This is a genomic window from Phocaeicola oris (genome assembly GCF_021295095.1).
Lineage (GTDB): Bacteria > Bacteroidota > Bacteroidia > Bacteroidales > Bacteroidaceae > Phocaeicola > Phocaeicola oris.
On record NZ_JAJLQX010000011.1, the window covers coordinates 47913 to 65409 of the forward strand.

Annotated in this window: 15 protein-coding genes and 1 pseudogene; 5 read left to right on the top strand and 11 right to left on the bottom strand. The window is 37.1% G+C overall.

Annotation, left to right across the window (positions count from 1 at the left end):
* The first annotated feature begins 54 nt into the window (after positions 1 to 54).
* Positions 55 to 1170: a bifunctional histidinol-phosphatase/imidazoleglycerol-phosphate dehydratase HisB gene (hisB, locus tag LO761_RS07080; RefSeq protein WP_272817585.1), complete on the top strand. Its 1116-nt coding sequence runs from the start codon at positions 55 to 57 to the stop codon at positions 1168 to 1170.
* Here the strand turns inward: hisB and LO761_RS07085 are convergent.
* Positions 1165 to 3093, bottom strand: a complete 1929-nt coding sequence (locus LO761_RS07085; protein WP_272817586.1) for an NAD(+) synthase — start codon at positions 3091 to 3093, stop codon at positions 1165 to 1167. The genes hisB and LO761_RS07085 overlap by 6 nt on opposite strands.
* A gap of 152 nt (positions 3094 to 3245) precedes the next feature.
* Here LO761_RS07085 and LO761_RS07090 point away from each other — a divergent pair, with 152 nt between their 5' ends.
* Positions 3246 to 3671: a Fur family transcriptional regulator gene (locus LO761_RS07090; protein WP_272817587.1), complete on the top strand. Its 426-nt coding sequence runs from the start codon at positions 3246 to 3248 to the stop codon at positions 3669 to 3671.
* Between the two features lie 33 nt (positions 3672 to 3704).
* A complete protein-coding gene (locus tag LO761_RS07095) occupies positions 3705 to 4256 on the top strand; it encodes an NADH peroxidase (RefSeq protein ID WP_272817588.1) in 552 nt (183 codons plus the stop codon).
* A gap of 142 nt (positions 4257 to 4398) precedes the next feature.
* Here the strand turns inward: LO761_RS07095 and LO761_RS07100 are convergent, their stop codons facing one another.
* The gene (locus tag LO761_RS07100) at positions 4399 to 5004 is read right to left on the bottom strand and encodes an OmpH family outer membrane protein (protein WP_272817589.1); all 606 of its coding nucleotides are present in this window, start codon (positions 5002 to 5004) and stop codon (positions 4399 to 4401) included.
* 31 nt (positions 5005 to 5035) lie between these two features.
* Positions 5036 to 5242, bottom strand: a complete 207-nt coding sequence (locus LO761_RS07105; RefSeq protein WP_272817590.1) for a hypothetical protein — start codon at positions 5240 to 5242, stop codon at positions 5036 to 5038.
* A gap of 191 nt (positions 5243 to 5433) precedes the next feature.
* Between LO761_RS07105 and LO761_RS07110 the strand changes: the two genes are divergently transcribed.
* Positions 5434 to 6891: an aminoacyl-histidine dipeptidase gene (locus LO761_RS07110; protein WP_272817591.1), complete on the top strand. Its 1458-nt coding sequence runs from the start codon at positions 5434 to 5436 to the stop codon at positions 6889 to 6891.
* Entirely contained in the window at positions 6891 to 7898 is a 1008-nt protein-coding gene (locus LO761_RS07115; RefSeq protein WP_272817592.1) for an endonuclease/exonuclease/phosphatase family protein, read from the top strand. The genes LO761_RS07110 and LO761_RS07115 overlap by 1 nt, the downstream gene beginning before the upstream one ends.
* Positions 7899 to 8115: 217 nt before the next feature.
* Here LO761_RS07115 and LO761_RS07120 read toward each other — a convergent pair whose 3' ends face one another.
* The 8 genes and pseudogenes from LO761_RS07120 to LO761_RS07155 form a co-directional block, all read right to left on the bottom strand.
* Positions 8116 to 9240 (bottom strand): TlpA disulfide reductase family protein, encoded by a 1125-nt coding sequence (locus tag LO761_RS07120; RefSeq protein ID WP_272817593.1) that lies wholly within the window; start codon positions 9238 to 9240, stop codon positions 8116 to 8118.
* 4 nt (positions 9241 to 9244) lie between these two features.
* Positions 9245 to 9889 (bottom strand): HD domain-containing protein, encoded by a 645-nt coding sequence (locus LO761_RS07125; RefSeq protein WP_272817594.1) that lies wholly within the window; start codon positions 9887 to 9889, stop codon positions 9245 to 9247.
* Positions 9889 to 10356 (bottom strand): nucleoside deaminase, encoded by a 468-nt coding sequence (locus tag LO761_RS07130; RefSeq protein WP_272817595.1) that lies wholly within the window; start codon positions 10354 to 10356, stop codon positions 9889 to 9891. Before LO761_RS07130 ends, LO761_RS07125 begins: the two co-directional genes overlap by 1 nt.
* 151 nt (positions 10357 to 10507) lie before the next feature.
* Positions 10508 to 12643, bottom strand: a complete 2136-nt coding sequence (locus LO761_RS07135) for a peptidylprolyl isomerase (RefSeq protein ID WP_272817596.1) — start codon at positions 12641 to 12643, stop codon at positions 10508 to 10510.
* Positions 12644 to 12747: 104 nt separating this feature from the next.
* Positions 12748 to 14010 (bottom strand): hemolysin family protein, encoded by a 1263-nt coding sequence (locus LO761_RS07140; RefSeq protein WP_272817597.1) that lies wholly within the window; start codon positions 14008 to 14010, stop codon positions 12748 to 12750.
* Between the two features lie 110 nt (positions 14011 to 14120).
* Positions 14121 to 14768, bottom strand: a pseudogene (lptC, locus tag LO761_RS07145) (LPS export ABC transporter periplasmic protein LptC); the annotation flags it as partial.
* Positions 14768 to 16120, bottom strand: a complete 1353-nt coding sequence (locus tag LO761_RS07150; RefSeq protein WP_272817598.1) for a tetratricopeptide repeat protein — start codon at positions 16118 to 16120, stop codon at positions 14768 to 14770. The pseudogene lptC and the gene LO761_RS07150, both read right to left, overlap by 1 nt.
* A gap of 48 nt (positions 16121 to 16168) precedes the next feature.
* Positions 16169 to 17470, bottom strand: coding sequence for a hypothetical protein (locus LO761_RS07155; protein WP_272817599.1), 1302 nt, complete (start codon positions 17468 to 17470; stop codon positions 16169 to 16171).
* Positions 17471 to 17497: the final 27 nt, after the last annotated feature.

Here is a 17497-nt window from a genome sequence, read left to right on the forward strand (position 1 = left end):
AAATCATCAAGTTTATAGATACATATATTTCTTTGAACTCACGTTAAATAAGGTATGAAAAAGAAAGTGTTATTTGTGGATAGAGACGGAACTTTGATTTTGGAACCTTCAGACGAGCAAGTTGATTCATTCGACAAGCTGGTATTCTATCCAAAGATGTTTCGTAATATGAATTTTATTTCTACGAAATTAGACTATGAATTGGTTATGGTAACTAATCAGGATGGTTTAGGGACACCCTCTTTCCCAGAAGAACAGTTTCAACCCATACATCATTTGATAATGAGAACTTTGGAAGGAGAGGGCATTCATTTTGATGATGTTTTAATTGATCGGAGTTTCCCTCAGGATAATTTGCCGACTCGTAAGCCGGGAACAGGCATGATGGGCAAATATTTGAATGGAGATTACGATATAGAAAACAGTTTTGTCATAGGCGACAGGTCAACAGATGTTGAGTTAGCGAAAAATTTAGGCTGTAAAGCCATTCTATTGCAGGATTCAAAGGATCAATTGGATAAAGATTTGAGAGACATTTGTAAATTGGCTTCATCGGATTGGGATAAAGTTGCCGAATTTTTATTTGCAGGAGAGCGTATTGCTGAAGTCCATAGAGTGACTAAGGAGACTGATGTCTATGTTAAAATGAATCTTGATGGTAATGGAGCTTGTGATATTGCGACAGGATTGGGATTTTTTAATCACATGCTCGAGCAGATAGGAAAGCATGGTAGCATAGATTTATGCGTGAAAGTAAAAGGTGATTTGAATGTAGATGAACATCACACTATTGAAGATACAGGAATAGCTTTAGGCGAATGTATTTATCAGGCATTAGGAAGTAAACGAGGTATGGAGCGATATGGTTTTTGTCTTCCCATGGATGATTGTCTTTCTCAAGTCGCGCTTGATTTCGGTGGACGCAGTTGGTTGGTATGGAATGCAGAATTTCACCGCGAGAAAATAGGAGATGTTCCAACAGAAATGTTTCTTCATTTCTTTAAGTCTTTAAGCGATGCTGCAAGAATGAACTTGAATATTAAGGCAGAAGGGCAGAATGAGCATCATAAAATAGAGGGTATATTTAAAGCTTTCGCACGATCCATAAAAATGGCCGTGCGAAGAGACATTAATCATTTTGAAGTACCTTCAAGCAAAGGAACATTATAATTCTTGACATTCCTTTAGCCATAAGCCGGCATTGGCATCACTTGGCATTCGCCAGTCACCACGAGGACTAAGGGTTACAGACCCGACTTTTGGACCGTCCGGCAGGCAAGACCGTTTGAATTGTTGTTGGAAGAAACGACGAAAGAAGGTGTATAGCCATTTTTTTATGACCTCGTCTGTGTATTGATTCTTAAAGGCATTTTTAGCCAGAAGGAAGATCTTGTTCGGGCGATATCCGAATCGGAAGAAATAGTAAAGGAAAAAGTCATGTAATTCGTATGGGCCGACCAAATCTTCCGTTTTTTGCTTAATGTTTCCATTCTCATCAGCTGGGATAAGTTCCGGACTGATTGGAGTATCTACAATATCGAGTAACGTGTTTTTTGTTTCTTCATCAACTTCATTATTTGCAATCCATTTAACCAAATATTGTACTAATGTCTTTGGGATACTGGCATTGACGCCATACATTGACATGTGATCACCATTGTAAGTTGCCCAACCTAATGCTAATTCTGAAAGGTCACCGGTTCCAATAACTAAGGCACCCATTTGATTGGCGATATCCATCAATATTTGGGTCCGTTCACGAGCTTGACTGTTTTCATATGTTATATCATGAATATTTATATCGTGTCCTATATCATTAAAATGTTGAATTACAGCATTCTTAATACTAATTTCACGTATAGTTACTCCCAGAGATTTCATCAGCTTCATAGCATTATAATAGGTACGGTCGGTAGTTCCAAACCCAGGCATTGTGACAGCAATGATACCTTCGTGTCCCATCTTAAGTTGATCGAAAGCTCGAATACAAACTAATAGGGCTAAAGTAGAATCCAATCCACCGGAAATACCTAATACCAATTTTTCCGCTCTGATATGATCCATTCGCTTTATTAGTCCTGCCACTTGAATAGCAAAAATCTCTTCACACCGTTCATCCAATCTGTCTTGATCTTCAGGAACGAATGGGTGTGGCTTATATGTTCGGGTTAAGATCAAGTCAGGTCGACTCAAGAATTCTGTATTGACATGAAGCATGTCTGTATTCTGATATGCTCCAATGCTCTTTGTGAAAGACGTATTAGCACGACGTTCGTTTCGAATGCGCTCAACATCTATTTCACTGATAATCAGTTGCTCTTTATATTGAAATCGTTTGGCTGTAGCAATCTCATTGCCACATTCATAGATGAGTCCGTTGCCGGCAAAAACCATATCGGTGGTTGATTCACCGTATCCACACGAACAGTAAACATAACCTGACAAACATCGAGCTGACTGCTGGGCAAGCAATGAGGACAAATATTCATGCTTGCCAATGCATTCATTGCTGGCTGATAAGTTGAATATAATTTCTGCCCCTTTCAATGTTAATACAGAACTTGGAGGAATTGGAGCCCATAAATCTTCGCATATTTCGATTCCAAATGTTGTTTCAGGAGAGTCAAATAGCAGGTGTGAGCCTATAGGAACTATTTGTCCGCAGAGACGCGTCTCTCCTTTAGGAACGCTGTCGGCCGATGCGAACCAGCGTTGTTCATAGAATTCCTTATAGTTTGGAAGATATGTTTTTGGAATAATGCCTAATACCTTACCTTTTTGAATGACTACTGCACAATTAAGCAGTACCCCTGCATAAGATAAAGGCATTCCTATAATAGAAATGATGTTCAATTGACGTGTATCATTCAGTATTTTCATGAGTGCAATTTCTGCTTCTTCCAGCAAAAGAGTTTGTTGGAATAAATCTGCACACGTATAGCTGGTGATGCACAACTCAGGGAATACTGTTATTTCTACACCTTTACCGTCAGCAATAGCAATCAGATTTTCTATTTGATGAGCATTGTACTTACAATCGGCTACCTTAACCATAGGTATAGCAGCAGCTACTCTAACAAAACCGTATTTCATATTTAATTTGATTTATGTGACAAATTTAACGATTAATTCTATATTTAACATATAAAAACGAAAAAAAGTTCCCAATGCATTTGGTCGTCTCAAAAATGTATGTACCTTTGCATCAAAATAAAATTTGTAATTATTACAAAGTTGAAATTAGTATGAATACGGTAGAGTACTTATTAAGTTTTAATATAAAGCCATCAGTACAAAGGATCGCAGTTATGGATTATTTGTTAACCCATAAAACACATCCTAATATTGATGAGATATATTCGGCTTTAAATAAGACAATGCCTACTTTATCGAAGACAACTATTTATAATACATTACGTCTCTTTGTTGAACATGGCGCGGCTTTAATGCTGACAATAGATGATAAGTATGCTTGTTTTGATGGTGACATTCATCCGCATGCGCATTTTCTTTGTTCAAAGTGCAATAAAATTTATGATTTGCCATTAAGTGAAGACTTTTTGGAGAGATCAATGCAAGGGGTTGATGAATATAAGGTTGATGAGGTTGCGTTATATTATAGAGGAACTTGCCCTAATTGTTTAAAGAAAGAGAAATTAAATAAGAATTAATAATTTGTGGTTTTTTGACTAATTTATAAAGATATGAAGAAATTTATTTGTACAGTTTGTGGTTACGTTCATGAAGGAGAGACAGCTCCTGAGCAGTGTCCTATTTGTAAAGCTCCGGCTTCAAAGTTTAAGGAAGTAGACGAGAACTCTGATCATTTACAGTTTGCTGATGAGCACGTTCTTGGTGTAGCTAAAGGTTGTGACGATGAAATGATTAAGGACTTGAATTCACATTTCCATGGTGAATGTGGTGAGGTTGGCATGTATATGGCAATGAGTCGTCAGGCTGATCGCGAAGGCTATCCTGAGATTGCAGAAGCTTTTAAACGTTATGCTCTTGAAGAGGCTGAGCATGCAGCTAAGTTTGCTGAATTATTAGGCGATGTAGTTTGGGATACTAAAACTAATCTTGAGAAACGTATGTTGGCTGAGCAGGGTGCTTGCGCAGATAAGAAGCGTATAGCTGTTCGTGCTAAACAGTTGAATCTGGATGCTATTCATGACACTGTCCATGAGATGGCCAGAGATGAAGCCCGTCATGGCAAGGGCTTTGAAGGTTTATATAACCGTTACTTTAAGAAGTAAAAAGATTGATTCATTGGGTATGAAAGCCGTGCTGATTGATTCAGCGCGGCTTTCATACCCAATGCCGAGGCTTTATTAAGAGAAAGTATATATAAAAAAGGCTGCTAATTAAAACAGCCTTTTTTATATATACTTTCGGAAATTATTTCTTCTTGGGAGTATAACGGGCATTCAAACCATTAACCACCTCATCCGTAATATCGAATGCTTTTTTTGCATAAAGCAAATTATCTAAACCGGAATTACTAAGAATTAAATCGTAATTCTGAGTCTTGTTGTATTCTTTTAAGAACGAAGAGATAGAATCACGCAATTCTAAATTATTCTTCTGCTGCATAGACGCAAATTCATCACTTAGATTTTGTTGTTGTTGTTGTAAATCTTGCTGTTGTTTTAAGATTCGCTGCTGTTCTTGTTGAGCACGTTCCTGAGAAGTGAATCCGTTATTCTGAACTTTACGCTCCCATTCACGGGCATCAGCATCAAGTTTTTTAGCTTTCTCATTTAGTGTAGTACGGATATTCTCTTCTTTCTGAAGCATCATCTCATTCAAATCCTTGCAGAAATTATATTTACTGAGTAAAGAATCAATTTCAACATAAGCGATTTTCAAATTTCCATTTGGAGCTGCCTCTTTTGTTGTTGAAGGTGCAGCAGATGTACTTGTTCCTTGATTTTGGCATGCAGAGAATGATAACGCGACAGCCAACATCAGAAGACCTTTAAAAAGGAAGTTTTTCATTTTCATAACTATTTTGTTTTTATTTATTTCTATTCTATTAACACTCACGTTCTGCTATAGCGTGCTGATTTTCTGCTCGTGCTTCTTGATCTTGAGCTTCTACACAACGAATGCCCTGATCATTTAGAGCTTTGTTCCCATCGACATGGAAATTGGGGAATTTTCCTTTTATCCATACTCCAATACCTAATAATCCGAAACAGATTGCAACTATTAACAAAGTTATAAGCAGAGTTTCAATCATTATATTTAAATTTGTAGTACAAAAAAATACAAAGATTATTTCTTGTACTGTATTTATGGTGCAAATATAAACTTTTACACGAACTTAACTTTGTCTTTTCAGTAAAAATAATTTTGAAAATCAAAGAAAAGAGCGAATTTAACTAATTTTTGCAGTGAAAGTAATTAACAACATCTAAATCATATAGGAATATGGAAATAAAAGAATTGAAGCCTATAGAGGTTTTTCACTATTTCAGTGAGATTTGTAAGGTGCCTCGTCCTTCTAAAAAGGAAGAAAAGATGATTGCTTTTTTAAAAGCATTTGGTAAAGAGCATGGTTTGGCAACTACTGTGGATGAAGTCGGAAATGTGAAGATAGATGCTCCTGCTACAAAGGGTATGGAAAATCGTAAAAAGATAATCTTGCAATGCCATGAGGATATGGTGTGCGAGAAGAATGCGGATGTAAAACATGATTTTTCTAAGGACCCTATTGAACCGTATGTCGATGGAGAATGGCTTCGTGCTAAAGGAACTACGCTGGGTGCCGATGATGGTATTGGCATTGCTACTTGTTTGGCTATCTTAGCATCGAAAGATGTTGAACACGGACCTATAGAATGCGTATTTACTCGGGATGAAGAGACCGGAATGACTGGTGCTTTTGGTATGAAAGCCGACTTTATGGATGGGGATATTCTTATTAATCTGGATTCTGAGGATGAAGGTGAGATGTTCATTGGTTGTGCGGGTGGAGCCAGCACTGAAGCAGATTTTAAATATAAAGTGGTTCCTGTTCCTGAAGATTTCTATAGTTTTAAGGTAGAGGTTAAAGGTTTGAACGGTGGTCATTCGGGTGATGATATTAATAAAGGCAGAGCGAATGCTAACAAATTGTTGGTTCGTTTCTTGCTGAAGTTGGCTGATAAGTATCCGTTCTATTTGTGCAGCATTGATGGAGGTGGTTTGCATAATGCTATTCCTCGTGAGGCTCATGCTGTTTGTGCTGTTCCTACAGCTGTTAAGGAGCATGTCCGTGCCGATTTGAATATTTATATCGCAGAAGTTGAAAGAGAATTTGCCGTTACCGAAAAGGGATTGGCTATGGATTTGAATACTGTCCGTCGTCCGAAAGAAGCAATTGATCCGCGAGCAGGTAAGAAGATACTTCGTTCGCTGTATGCTGTGTTCAATGGAGTTTATGCCATGAGTCAGAGTATTCCAGGATTTGTTGAAACATCTACCAATTTGGCATCTATAAAAATGATAGATGGGAAAATTCACGTAGTGACAAGTCAGCGCAGCTCTATCGAGTCACAGTGTGCGGATGTTTCCGAGACTGTCCGCTCTGCTTTCTTGTTAGGCGGGGCAAAAGTTGTTACGGGCGATGGATATCCCGGTTGGGAGCCGAATCCTAATTCTGAGATTCTGAAGATTGTTGTCGAGAGTTATAAGAATATCTTTGGTCGTGAGCCAAAAGTAAGGGCTATTCACGCAGGTCTGGAGTGCGGGCTTTTCCTGAAGAGTTATCCGAAACTTGATATGGTCTCATTCGGACCGACTATGCGTGGCGTACATTCTCCGGATGAGCGATTGGAAATTAAAACCGTAGACATGTTTTGGAAACATCTTATTGATGTCTTGAAGAATATCCCTGTAAAAAATTGATGAAGAAACTGGTTTTATTGATATATATGTGCTGTCTGACTGCATCTTTGCATGCCGGACAGCCTTTTCGCGTGATGTTCTATAATGTGGAGAATCTTTTTGATACGCAACATGATGAAGGGAAGAACGATTATGAATTTCTTCCTGATAAACCTAAAGCATGGACTTATGCCCGTTACCAGGACAAACTGAATAAGATAGCAAAGGTAATTATTGCGACGAGTAAAGAGAATGTGCCCGATTTGGTAGGACTTTGTGAGGTGGAGAATGACCGTTGTCTGACAGACTTGACCGAACATTCGCCTTTGTGTGAAGCCGGTTATCGCTATGTGATGACTGAATCGCGTGATGAACGTGGCATTGATGTGGCTTTGCTATACCAACGTTCCACATTCAAGTTTATTGATAAAGAAATAATTCAAATTCCATTGGGAATAGTGAATCTTCCGCCTACCCGTGATATCCTTCATGTGGTTGGTCAGGTTTTATCAGGCGATACATTGGATGTATTTGTTTGTCACATGCCATCGAGAGCAGGAGGAGAGGAGAAAAGTAAACCCTATCGCAGACTTACTTCACAGATACTTCGCGCCAAAGCAGATTCGGTTATGAATATCCGCCATCATCCTAATGTGTTGATAATGGGAGACTTCAATGACTATCCGAAGGATGAAGCCATTTATAAAATATTAGAAGCAAAGAAACCGAAACTATTTATAAAATCGCGTAAGTTATATAATCTGATGGACAGGCGGAAAGAAGGTACTTATCGTTATCGTGGCGAATGGGGAGTGCTCGATCAATTGATTGTCTCAGGATATTTATTGACAGGGCATGCTGTTCGTACACGATATGAGAATGCTCAGATATTGCGTTATCCTTTTTTGTTGGAAGAGGATGACCGGTATGGTGGAGAGATCCCGTCGAGAACATATTTGGGGAAGAAATACCACGGAGGGTATAGTGATCATTTGCCCGTTTGTATCGACTTTGAAATAAATTATTAAAGTTAACGCTTAAGGAAATAGTCATAGTCCTTAAGCGTTTTCTTTTTTATGGGTATCAATGAATAATTTAATACGTATCACCTGCTCAACTCATACGCATCACTTGCTCAACTCATGCGGATGAGTTGGACGATTCATACGTATAAAGCTTCACACTGATCCGTATCAAATCTAACGTTGATCCGTATCAGCTATCTATTCATAAAAAGCCTCATGATTATTTTATGATATCGGTTATTTCTTTATAGAAATTCGGTTCTTCTCCAACGGAAATCTTTATGATTTTTCCGTTTGGATCGAGGAGAATTTTTGTCGGGAAACTTTGAATGCCATATTGGGAGACAACCTGTTCTGCGGTATCAGCTACGTGGGTCCATGGAACATTGTTATTTTTAATAAAGTATTTCCAGTCTTCGGCCTTATCGTTGCAGTCGATACTAAGAATTTCAAGTTTGTTTGTATTAGTTTTATAGAGTTCCTGCATAGAAGGAATGCCTTTCATACACCAAATGCACCAAGTTCCCCAAAAATCGAGCATGGTATATTTGCCTTTGTTATATAAGGATGAGAGAGTTACGTTTTTTCCATTTTGATCTTTCAAAGTAAAGTCGGGGGCGATATTGCCTTCTTTAATCTTATCGGCAGCGTCTTTTGTTTCTTTTTCTTGCTGTGCACGAATAGTGGTAGTGTTGATGAATGAACGTAACGGACCATTCTTGATTTTTTCAGGTAATTTGGCATAAAAGTCCAGCATTTCCGGTCCCATATATTTGGCAGCTAAATAAACACCGGCTTCATCTTGATGAGAGTTTAGAAAGTCACGTACTATATTCTGAACATCTTTCATAACACTATTGTAATCAGCTTGGTAAGCTTTTGAAAGGGAATCTTGAGGTGCTTCTTGTTTAATGAGTTTCTGATATTTCTCATCCAATTTTTCAAACATAGGTTTAACTTTACTATCTACTTCATTGTATTCCGTAAAGAATTTGGATCCGCTAAGCGTAGGATTTGCTAATGTTCCCGTAATGTTAACTTGTTCTCCGGGGCAGAAGAGCAATTCAACAGCACCGAGTACCTGACCTTCAGGATTTTCTGAACGATCGGGCATAATAGTAATGATACGTGCGACAGAATCGGTAAAGTTATAGGTGAATTGACCGTTTGTAACGGCAATAGTATCCATACGGGCAAGTGCTGTAAAGTCATCGTTTACGACGCAGGCATAGAGTCGTTTTACGTTGAGACTGTCTAACTGTCCGCTGATGACACCTCCTGTTTTAGAACTGCTGCAGGCAAAGAGTGTACTTGCGCAGCATAAAGTGAGTAATAGCTTTTTCATTTTTCTATTTATATGATAATTCTTTTTCTAATTCCTCGTTTATCATGTTCTCGATGATAGGGCGAATTTTAATTTCATTCTTGATGAGTTGACGGAGTTCTGAAAGATATGTTGCGTTGTTCGATTCTGGAATCCATAACTTCATATACCCGCTTTCTCCATATTTTTCTTTCAGATGGCCGATAATTTGCTGATATTTTCTTTCAAAATTGAGTTCCGGATAATGTGTCATATTATATTGTACAGCACGCCTGATACATATCATAGGTTCTAATTCTTTATCTGCTTCAGCAACTATTTTTCCATATATAGAGCGGGGGACATAATCATTGGATGCACGATGATCTTCAGCTGCTTCCGCCATTATTTCAATTTCTTCTTCCGAGAACCATTGACGTAACTTACGGTCTTTTCTAATCAATTCGCCGGATACCAGATGATGCAGGTCTCTTCCTTTACAAAGCCCGATGTCATGGTAGGCTGCAATAGTATAGACCATGTTGATGTCAACTTGGTAGTACGAAGCAATTTTTAAACTTTCGTTTATTACATCTGTGACATGTGAGCGTTGATGTGCTTTATCAAACTGATCGTACAGGGGAATGATTTCTTTTTTTATATAATTCTTCAGGGAAGAGTCAATGTCCATCAGTACTCTATTTTATCAGATTTGTTCATCCAGTCCTTGAATGCCTTAATAGCTTCGTCTCTTAAAAGAGCTTCTGAAGGTTTCTGTCGATTACTCGGTTTTAATGCCATCTCATCGTATATAAAAGAGTCGTCAAATCCGATTTCTGCCGCGTCAGTCTTATTATTGGCATAATAAATTTTATCAAGATGAGCCCAATAGATAGCTCCCAAACACATTGGGCATGGTTCGCAAGATGTATAGATTTCGCATCCACTCAAGTCGAATGTTTCTAATTTTCGAGAAGCGGCACGAATAGCGCAGACTTCGGCATGTGCTGTTGGGTCATGTTTAGCCGTCACGCGGTTTACTCCTGTAGCGATAATCTCACCATTGCGTGCGATGAGAGCACCGAAAGGACCACCACCTTTTTTAACATTCTCAATGGAGAGCCGAATGGCTTTGCGCATCAGTTCCTCTTTAGTCATACTAATGTCTTTAACGTTGAACATACAAAGAAACAAAAATAATTTCTCCTTTAAAAGTATTTTTGCAGATTAAAACATAGAGGGATATAAAAAGAAGAGAGCTGCTTCAAAAGAAGCAGCCCCCTCGTTATAATAATATATTTTATTTTCTTTAGAAGAACAGATAACGTTCATCTTTCACCTTTGCTTTTTCATAAAGGTCGGAAATGAACATGCTTGCATAACGGTTCAGATTAGATTTTACTAATGCTTCCTCGTTAGCATCATTAAATGTTTCTGTACCTTTCTCACGGTTAATGACTTGCATAACATAAACACCTGCATTACCTTTAATAGGAGCTGTGGTCTTATTAACTTCTGTTTTGCTGGCATAAGCACTGAGGACAGGTTCACTTGCACGTGTTACTGCAACGTAAACAGGAGCAGCGAATGTAATATGCTTAACAGTATCGGAAAGGGCATTAGGAATGGCCTTTGCTGCAGCAAAATCTACACCTTTCATCTGGCCCATGATCTGTTCTGCCTTCTTGCCACGAACAATTTCAGCTCTCAACACGTCAGCAACAGAATTAATGTTGCGATATCCCGCATTGTTGATTCTGTTTAAAATGACAATCATTAAGTGGTTATTGTTACCACACTCGAATAAAGGAGAAACTTCATTTTCTTTATTGCCAAAAATCCATTTAATAACTTCGCGGGTATTGCTGACGCCGCCAACATAATGCTCTGCACTATTAAAATCGCTACGTTCCAAAATATTATATCCACTGTTTTCCGCGTTTTTCAGTACATCTTCTTTCTTAGGATTCTGAGCCACAAACTGGCTGAAGTCATTGTAAGCCTTGTTATAAGTGTCTTTACTGAATTCAACAGGGCGTTTTACGACTGCGATGTTATACTTATCTTTATAACTCTTCTTATCAAGAACTTGAGAGATAATGAAACCTTGACCGACTTTCTGCATATTCCACTCATTAATGCTTGCGTTAATCAAAGAGTTGAGGAAGTTAGCATTATCTTCGTTGATGGCAGAACCTTCGAATGCAGGAGTGTAAATCCAATTTGATTCCGTATTCTGGCCGTATGTTTTTGCGATATTTTCAAAATCTGCTCCACCTTTCAGCGCTCCGAAGATGCTATCAGCTAAAGCCTTAGTCTTATCAGACGTTTCTAAAGCAACCTGCAACTGACGGAACTGAATGGAATCGGGAGATGAAACCTTTGCAATAACACGGAATGCGTTGTAAGAATCATCAGCCTGATTATAGTAAGGACCAAATACTTCACCAATAGCTACAGAATCAAGGTGCGAACTTACGTCAGTCGGTAAAACAGTCTTGTTAATTGCAATATTACTATAGTTTATAGTAGATCCTGTAGAGCGGATGAATGTTGCTAAATCTGCCGTTGGACTTGCCAATTGTTCAGCATATTCAGTTACTTCTTTTTTTACTTGAGCACGATCAGAATCGGATGGAACAACGGTTACATCAATGTATTGGAAATTACGAGTTTCAACAGTCTGTTTGAATGTTTCTTTTTTCTGATTATAAAGTTTCTGAATTTCTTCCTTTGTAATATTGATTGTTGAATCTGGAATAGAAGAGAAAGGAACAGCAGCCAATAAAACATCTGTCTGAATAGTGCGTGCATCGAAACTGTTCTGTGCATCAATCGGGTTAGAAAGAATAGACTTATTAATTAGGTTTTGATATTTCTCTGCTAAAGTAGATTCACGAAGAGTACGCTCAATGAATTTCCAATATGTACCCAGTTTCTCATAATATTCAGCATATTGTGCAGGGATATTATTGTTCTTGCCTAAGTTTGCGTATTGAACAAGGAAGTTCTTTAATTCATCTTTATCGAAAGCACCGGTTTGAGGGTTACGGAATGGTGTTTGCGTCAACAAAGGATTTGTTCCCTCGTCAATGATATTCTGTATTTCTTTATCTGTTACCGTTAAGCCCAGCTTCTTTGCTTCAGTAGAAATTAACTGATTGTTGACATAAGTCTGCCATACCTGATCTTTTATTTGTGTAAGTTGCTGATCATTTAATGCATTTACCCCCTGAGCCATTTTGACGACTTCGGTATACTCATCAACCATTTGTTGGAACTCCTGAACGTTAAGTGTCTTACCATTAATAACGCCCACATCCTGTTTCTGTGAATGTGGTTGGATAACTTTCCACATATCGCCCGCGATGAAAGCAAAGAGGGCTAAACCGATTACGATGACCAAAAGTGGGCCATGAGATCTGATTTTCTGTAATGTTGCCATTTTATGAATTAATTTTTATTATTATTTCTTATTAAAATCCGTAAATCGCGCCCAAAGATACAAAAAAAGGAACTTACTAACTATATTTTTCTTAAAAAAATAGTTTATTCAACTACTTTTAATCGAACTAATTCTATTCTGGTAGTAGAAACGTTGATAATCTTGAACTCATATTTACCGATTTTCACAACTTCGTACATTTTTGGAAAACTCTGATATTGATCTAAAATAAGTCCTGCAATGGTTTGATATTCATCACTCTCAGGCAAATCGAGGGAGAACATCTCATTGGCTTTTTCTATTTCCATACGTCCGGACATAACATATTCGTTATTACCTAAATCTTTTGCTACATAGTTACTTGTATCATGTTCATCTTCTATGTCGCCAAAAATTTCTTCTACTAAATCCTCCAATGCTATAATACCACTTGTTCCACCAAATTCATCAACCACCACTGCCAAGGATTTCTTTTGCTGGATAAATAACTTTAATAATTTATGGGCACCCATTGTCTCCGGGACAATGGGGAGTTTCCGCAGATGTTCTTTCCATGTAGTTGGATTACGAAACATTTCAGAAGAGTGAATATATCCGATGATATTGTCAATATTATCTTGAAAGATAAGGATTTTGCTGATTCCACTCTCTACAAATTTTGCCATTAGTTCATCTGTTGATGCACTATATGGGACTGCAACAATTTCAGTACGTGGAACCATGCAATCACGTATTTTGATGTTAGTAAAGTCGAGTGCATTTTGGAAAATCTGCACATCAGTATCAATATCTTCTTTTTTATCTGTATTATCGATACTGCTTTGAATAAGGTAATCCAAGTCTACCTTTGAGAATGCTTTATCACTTACTTCTTTATTTACTTTTATTCCGGTCATTCTTAAAAAGATTCCGGATAATCCGGATGATATTTTACTGATAGGATAGAGCAAGATATGGCATATATAGGCAGGTATAGCGAATAGATTTAATGTAAAATTCGGATTAATCTTAAAAAGTTCTTTTGGCATGAATTCTCCGGTAACAAGAATAATTAGTGTAGAGATAACTGTCTCAATCAGAACTTTAAGGAAGTCATTCGATATTAAACCATACAGAAAATGTTGGTCAATAAGTCGGGCCATCAGAATGCCGTAAATAACCAGAACCACATTATTGCCAACCAACATAGTTGAAATAAAGTCATTAGGGCGTTTATAGAATATGGACAGAATTTTTGAAGTGAGACTGTTACTTCCGCTTTTATCCATTTCAAAGAGAAGCTTGTTTGAAGATACAAAGGCAATCTCCATTCCTGAGAAGAATGCAGAAAAAGCCATTGTAATCAGTAATTCTATAAAGAGACTCATATATATTAATTTTTAGAAGGAGTTTTGGCGTTGATGGTATCTTTCAGCGATCGCAACTCACTTCCATAGTCTTTTCTTATTGAAGGTCGGGCTATGCTTGATGGTCTGATATTTAAACTGTCAGAGGTTGTATTAGTTTCAGAGTTATTGTTTTGAGTACTATCAGAATTAGCAACAGTGAACATACCGGAGCTATTATATATAGTATATTCTGTAAGTTGTTGATTTGATTCAAAACCAAATTGTCCGTCAATCATACTTTGGTCGGCTTGTTCGATATGAATGAATTTATTAGAATAAATTTTTTGTTTGCCTTCGTCCCAAAAAAGTAATTGTGTATCGAACTTATCCCCTTGTAAGTTTTGAATGTGGACATTGTTTCTAAGTTCCCAAAGTCTTGTCTTATTATAGTAATAGGCAGTGTCTGATTTAATACTGGCATCAATATGAAATAAGGTATCGAATTTTTCTAAATAAATCCCATGTTCAAACGACCAGTAAGGTGGATTCTTTGTACTGAATATTTCCCATTTATCTGCTACAATTTTGTATCTGATTAAGCCGGAATCGGAAATATAAGTCGTAACACCTAGAGTAGTCATTGTCGGCAAAGTATCTTTTATAGAAAGATTTTTTATAAGGTTTTTATTTTTGCCAGAACAAGCTGGGAATAAAATAAACATAACAGCCACCCAGCAAGTGACTGTTATGTTTAATATAAATAGGTTTAACTTATGTGTATCAACCGTATGTTTCATTATCTGATGGTTGTTGTTTCACCAATCCATCCGCCAACTGTTACTGAATCACCCTTTTTCATGCCAAGGAAGAATAAATCTTCATCTTTAGGAGTATGACGAGAATAAGTTGAGATTAACTTATTTGCTTCTTCTGTACAACTTGGGTCAACAGATTTTGCTCGTTGACATTTATCAATACAAACGAAATAAGTACACATATTTAATGCACCTTCATCACTCCAACGTGGACTTTGAGCATACATCTGAGCAATCAGTAAGTATGGTTTTCCATAATTAGAATTTAAACTGATAGCCTTTTGGCAATATGACTTAGCACGAGACAATTGATTTTTGGAAAGAAGAATAACAGCAGTTTTGTATGAGATATCTGCTTTTTTAGCATTGTCTGATTCAAGGTCAATGGCTTGATCAAAGTAATCAATGCACTTGTTAAGGTCGCCTTTCTGATAATACATATAACCGCAACCAAGAGCTGTAGCTGAAGTTGGTTGGATAGCATGTGCAGCTTCAGACGCTTCAAAGTAGGCATCCTGTTCTGTGCATCCTAACATCTGCATAACACTAATGACTTGTTTCAGATACTCAAGGTTAGTCTTGTTAGCTTCCACTTTAGGACCATAAATAGACTGTAAATTATCGCAAGTAGCAACTCCGGAATTGATAAAGTATGCATCGATATTTTCTTTAGTTTGCTTCATCTGTTCTTTTTTTGCAGGTTTAGCATTATTGTATGCTTCATCTGCTAAACTTGAATCAAGCAAATAATCCTGAATAAATTGTTCTTTATGATTCGGGTCAGCTTTAACTAACTGGGAAGATATATCAATGAACTCAGTCATTACAAAGTATTCTGCTTTGGATTTCTCAAGGTCTAAGCATTGCTTGTACATATTGTATGCAGTTTTAACATCCGTCCCCCCCATAGTATAATAATCATGAGCCTTCATTCCTAAGATTTCACCTTCAGTTTGAGGGTTCTTAATAATGGAGTTCAACTTGTCCAGATATTTAATACGTTGATCGTATACATTCATTAATTCATCAAAGTATGTTTTCTGTTTAGCAGCCTCTTTTTCATTGGCAATGAACCAACGTAAAATTTTGGCACCGTTAGTATAAGTCGCTACCTGAGCCCAAGGAGCTTCGGTAAATACTGTTTTCCATGGAGTGTAAGCGTCTTTGTAGTTTTCAGTCTTTACGTACTCTGTATAGATACTAATGTTTTGTAAGCATCTTAAGCTATCTTCGCCATGACCGAAACGAGAACCATCAGATGCTCCAGTCTGAGCAAATGCACTTGTTGCTCCCAAAGACAGGATAAACAATGCTGTAAAAATCTTCATTTTCATCGTTATATTAAATTTAATTTGTTATTAATTCACTCAAATTCTTTCGTATTAATCAACTTTCCATTTCATGAACCAACGTTCATTGAACGTTAATCCGATGTTGATTCTCAAATAGTTTTCCTCAAGCATGCCACTAACTTTAGATTTTATATGTACATATTGTCCAGAGATGTTCAAGAAAGATTTGTAGTTATATAAGAATAACGGCAAACCTAACCCAATACTGGCACCAAATTCTTCTGTGCCTTCTTTGCCATTGATTTTTGTATATGGCTGTGAATAATAAGCACCGGCTCTATAATATATTCTTTTAAAGTATTTCCTTCCAATTTTATTTGGAAGGTATTCAATGCCAAGAGATATTTTCTTGCGATCAACAAATTCTCCACTTTTATTGAAAAACAATGCATTTCCCCATTTCTGTAAAGTGAAGTCAGCTCCAATAGTCAGCTTGTCCTTATATATATAAGTTAAACCTGCGCCGATTGTTTTAGGTATTTCAAAACAATTTTTTAATGTATCGGCAGAATAGCTAAGCACAGACAAGGAGCCTTTAGAATTATAGTATTCCAATTCATTGAAGTTTATGCCTTTGCTATTCAATTTTTTCCCTATTCCATAAATTGCGCCAATAGTGAACTTATTATTTTTATTAATGTTCTGAGTGTATTGAAGACCTAAATCAAATTTAAGGTCACGCACTGTTATTTCATGTCCTTTCATACTTAAGTACGCATTCGAATTACTGAATCCGTTAGTTATAGTATGATCAATTGTCCCATAGAAATATGCTGTATTTATTCCTATCGATAAATTTTTCAAAACATTATAACCTAATCCCACAAAAGCTTGTTGCAAGCCTCCATTACCATCATAGGTGGAAGTGGAAGTTATTACTTCATCTGTAGCTTTATCGGTTATGTTTTTCGACGTTGAGAAATTATAACCTACATTCGAGTAGGGTAAATATCCAATTGTCATACCCAATCCTTTTAATAGTCTAAATTGCATACCAACGTAATCAAAACGACCATTCTTCACATTCGATTGATAGGCTTTTTCTTTAAAATTTGCATTTTGAAGAGAAAATCCTACATCAAAAATAAAAGTTAATGAATCAACTGCAGAATAGGACGCAGGGTTCATTGCATTTATGTGATAACCATTGCGTAAACCATAGCCAATACCTCCCATTGCCTTATTGCTACCAAATCCTTGGTCTGTCAGTTGACCAAATCCATAACGGGTATAAGGTGAATTTGTGCTTGGAGACACTCCGTTTTGTGCAAAGCTTGTTAATGCTAATGTGCTTAGGAGCGCAGCACTTATCAGTTTTTTTAAATTGATCATTACCTTATATTCTTTCTATCTATAAAC

Coding starts and splice junctions, on each gene's coding strand:
- LO761_RS07110 (WP_272817591.1), top strand. CDS start 5,434: ATGGAAATAAAAGAATTGAAGCCTATAGAGGTTTTTCACTATTTCAGT.
- LO761_RS07125 (WP_272817594.1), bottom strand. CDS start 9,889: ATGGACATTGACTCTTCCCTGAAGAATTATATAAAAAAAGAAATCATT.
- LO761_RS07105 (WP_272817590.1), bottom strand. CDS start 5,242: ATGATTGAAACTCTGCTTATAACTTTGTTAATAGTTGCAATCTGTTTC.
- LO761_RS07120 (WP_272817593.1), bottom strand. CDS start 9,240: ATGAAAAAGCTATTACTCACTTTATGCTGCGCAAGTACACTCTTTGCC.
- LO761_RS07100 (WP_272817589.1), bottom strand. CDS start 5,004: ATGAAAATGAAAAACTTCCTTTTTAAAGGTCTTCTGATGTTGGCTGTC.
- LO761_RS07090 (WP_272817587.1), top strand. CDS start 3,246: ATGAATACGGTAGAGTACTTATTAAGTTTTAATATAAAGCCATCAGTA.
- hisB (WP_272817585.1), top strand. CDS start 55: ATGAAAAAGAAAGTGTTATTTGTGGATAGAGACGGAACTTTGATTTTG.
- LO761_RS07085 (WP_272817586.1), bottom strand. CDS start 3,093: ATGAAATACGGTTTTGTTAGAGTAGCTGCTGCTATACCTATGGTTAAG.
- LO761_RS07115 (WP_272817592.1), top strand. CDS start 6,891: ATGAAGAAACTGGTTTTATTGATATATATGTGCTGTCTGACTGCATCT.
- LO761_RS07130 (WP_272817595.1), bottom strand. CDS start 10,356: ATGACTAAAGAGGAACTGATGCGCAAAGCCATTCGGCTCTCCATTGAG.
- LO761_RS07135 (WP_272817596.1), bottom strand. CDS start 12,643: ATGGCAACATTACAGAAAATCAGATCTCATGGCCCACTTTTGGTCATC.
- LO761_RS07095 (WP_272817588.1), top strand. CDS start 3,705: ATGAAGAAATTTATTTGTACAGTTTGTGGTTACGTTCATGAAGGAGAG.
- LO761_RS07150 (WP_272817598.1), bottom strand. CDS start 16,120: ATGAAAATGAAGATTTTTACAGCATTGTTTATCCTGTCTTTGGGAGCA.
- LO761_RS07140 (WP_272817597.1), bottom strand. CDS start 14,010: ATGAGTCTCTTTATAGAATTACTGATTACAATGGCTTTTTCTGCATTC.
- LO761_RS07155 (WP_272817599.1), bottom strand. CDS start 17,470: ATGATCAATTTAAAAAAACTGATAAGTGCTGCGCTCCTAAGCACATTA.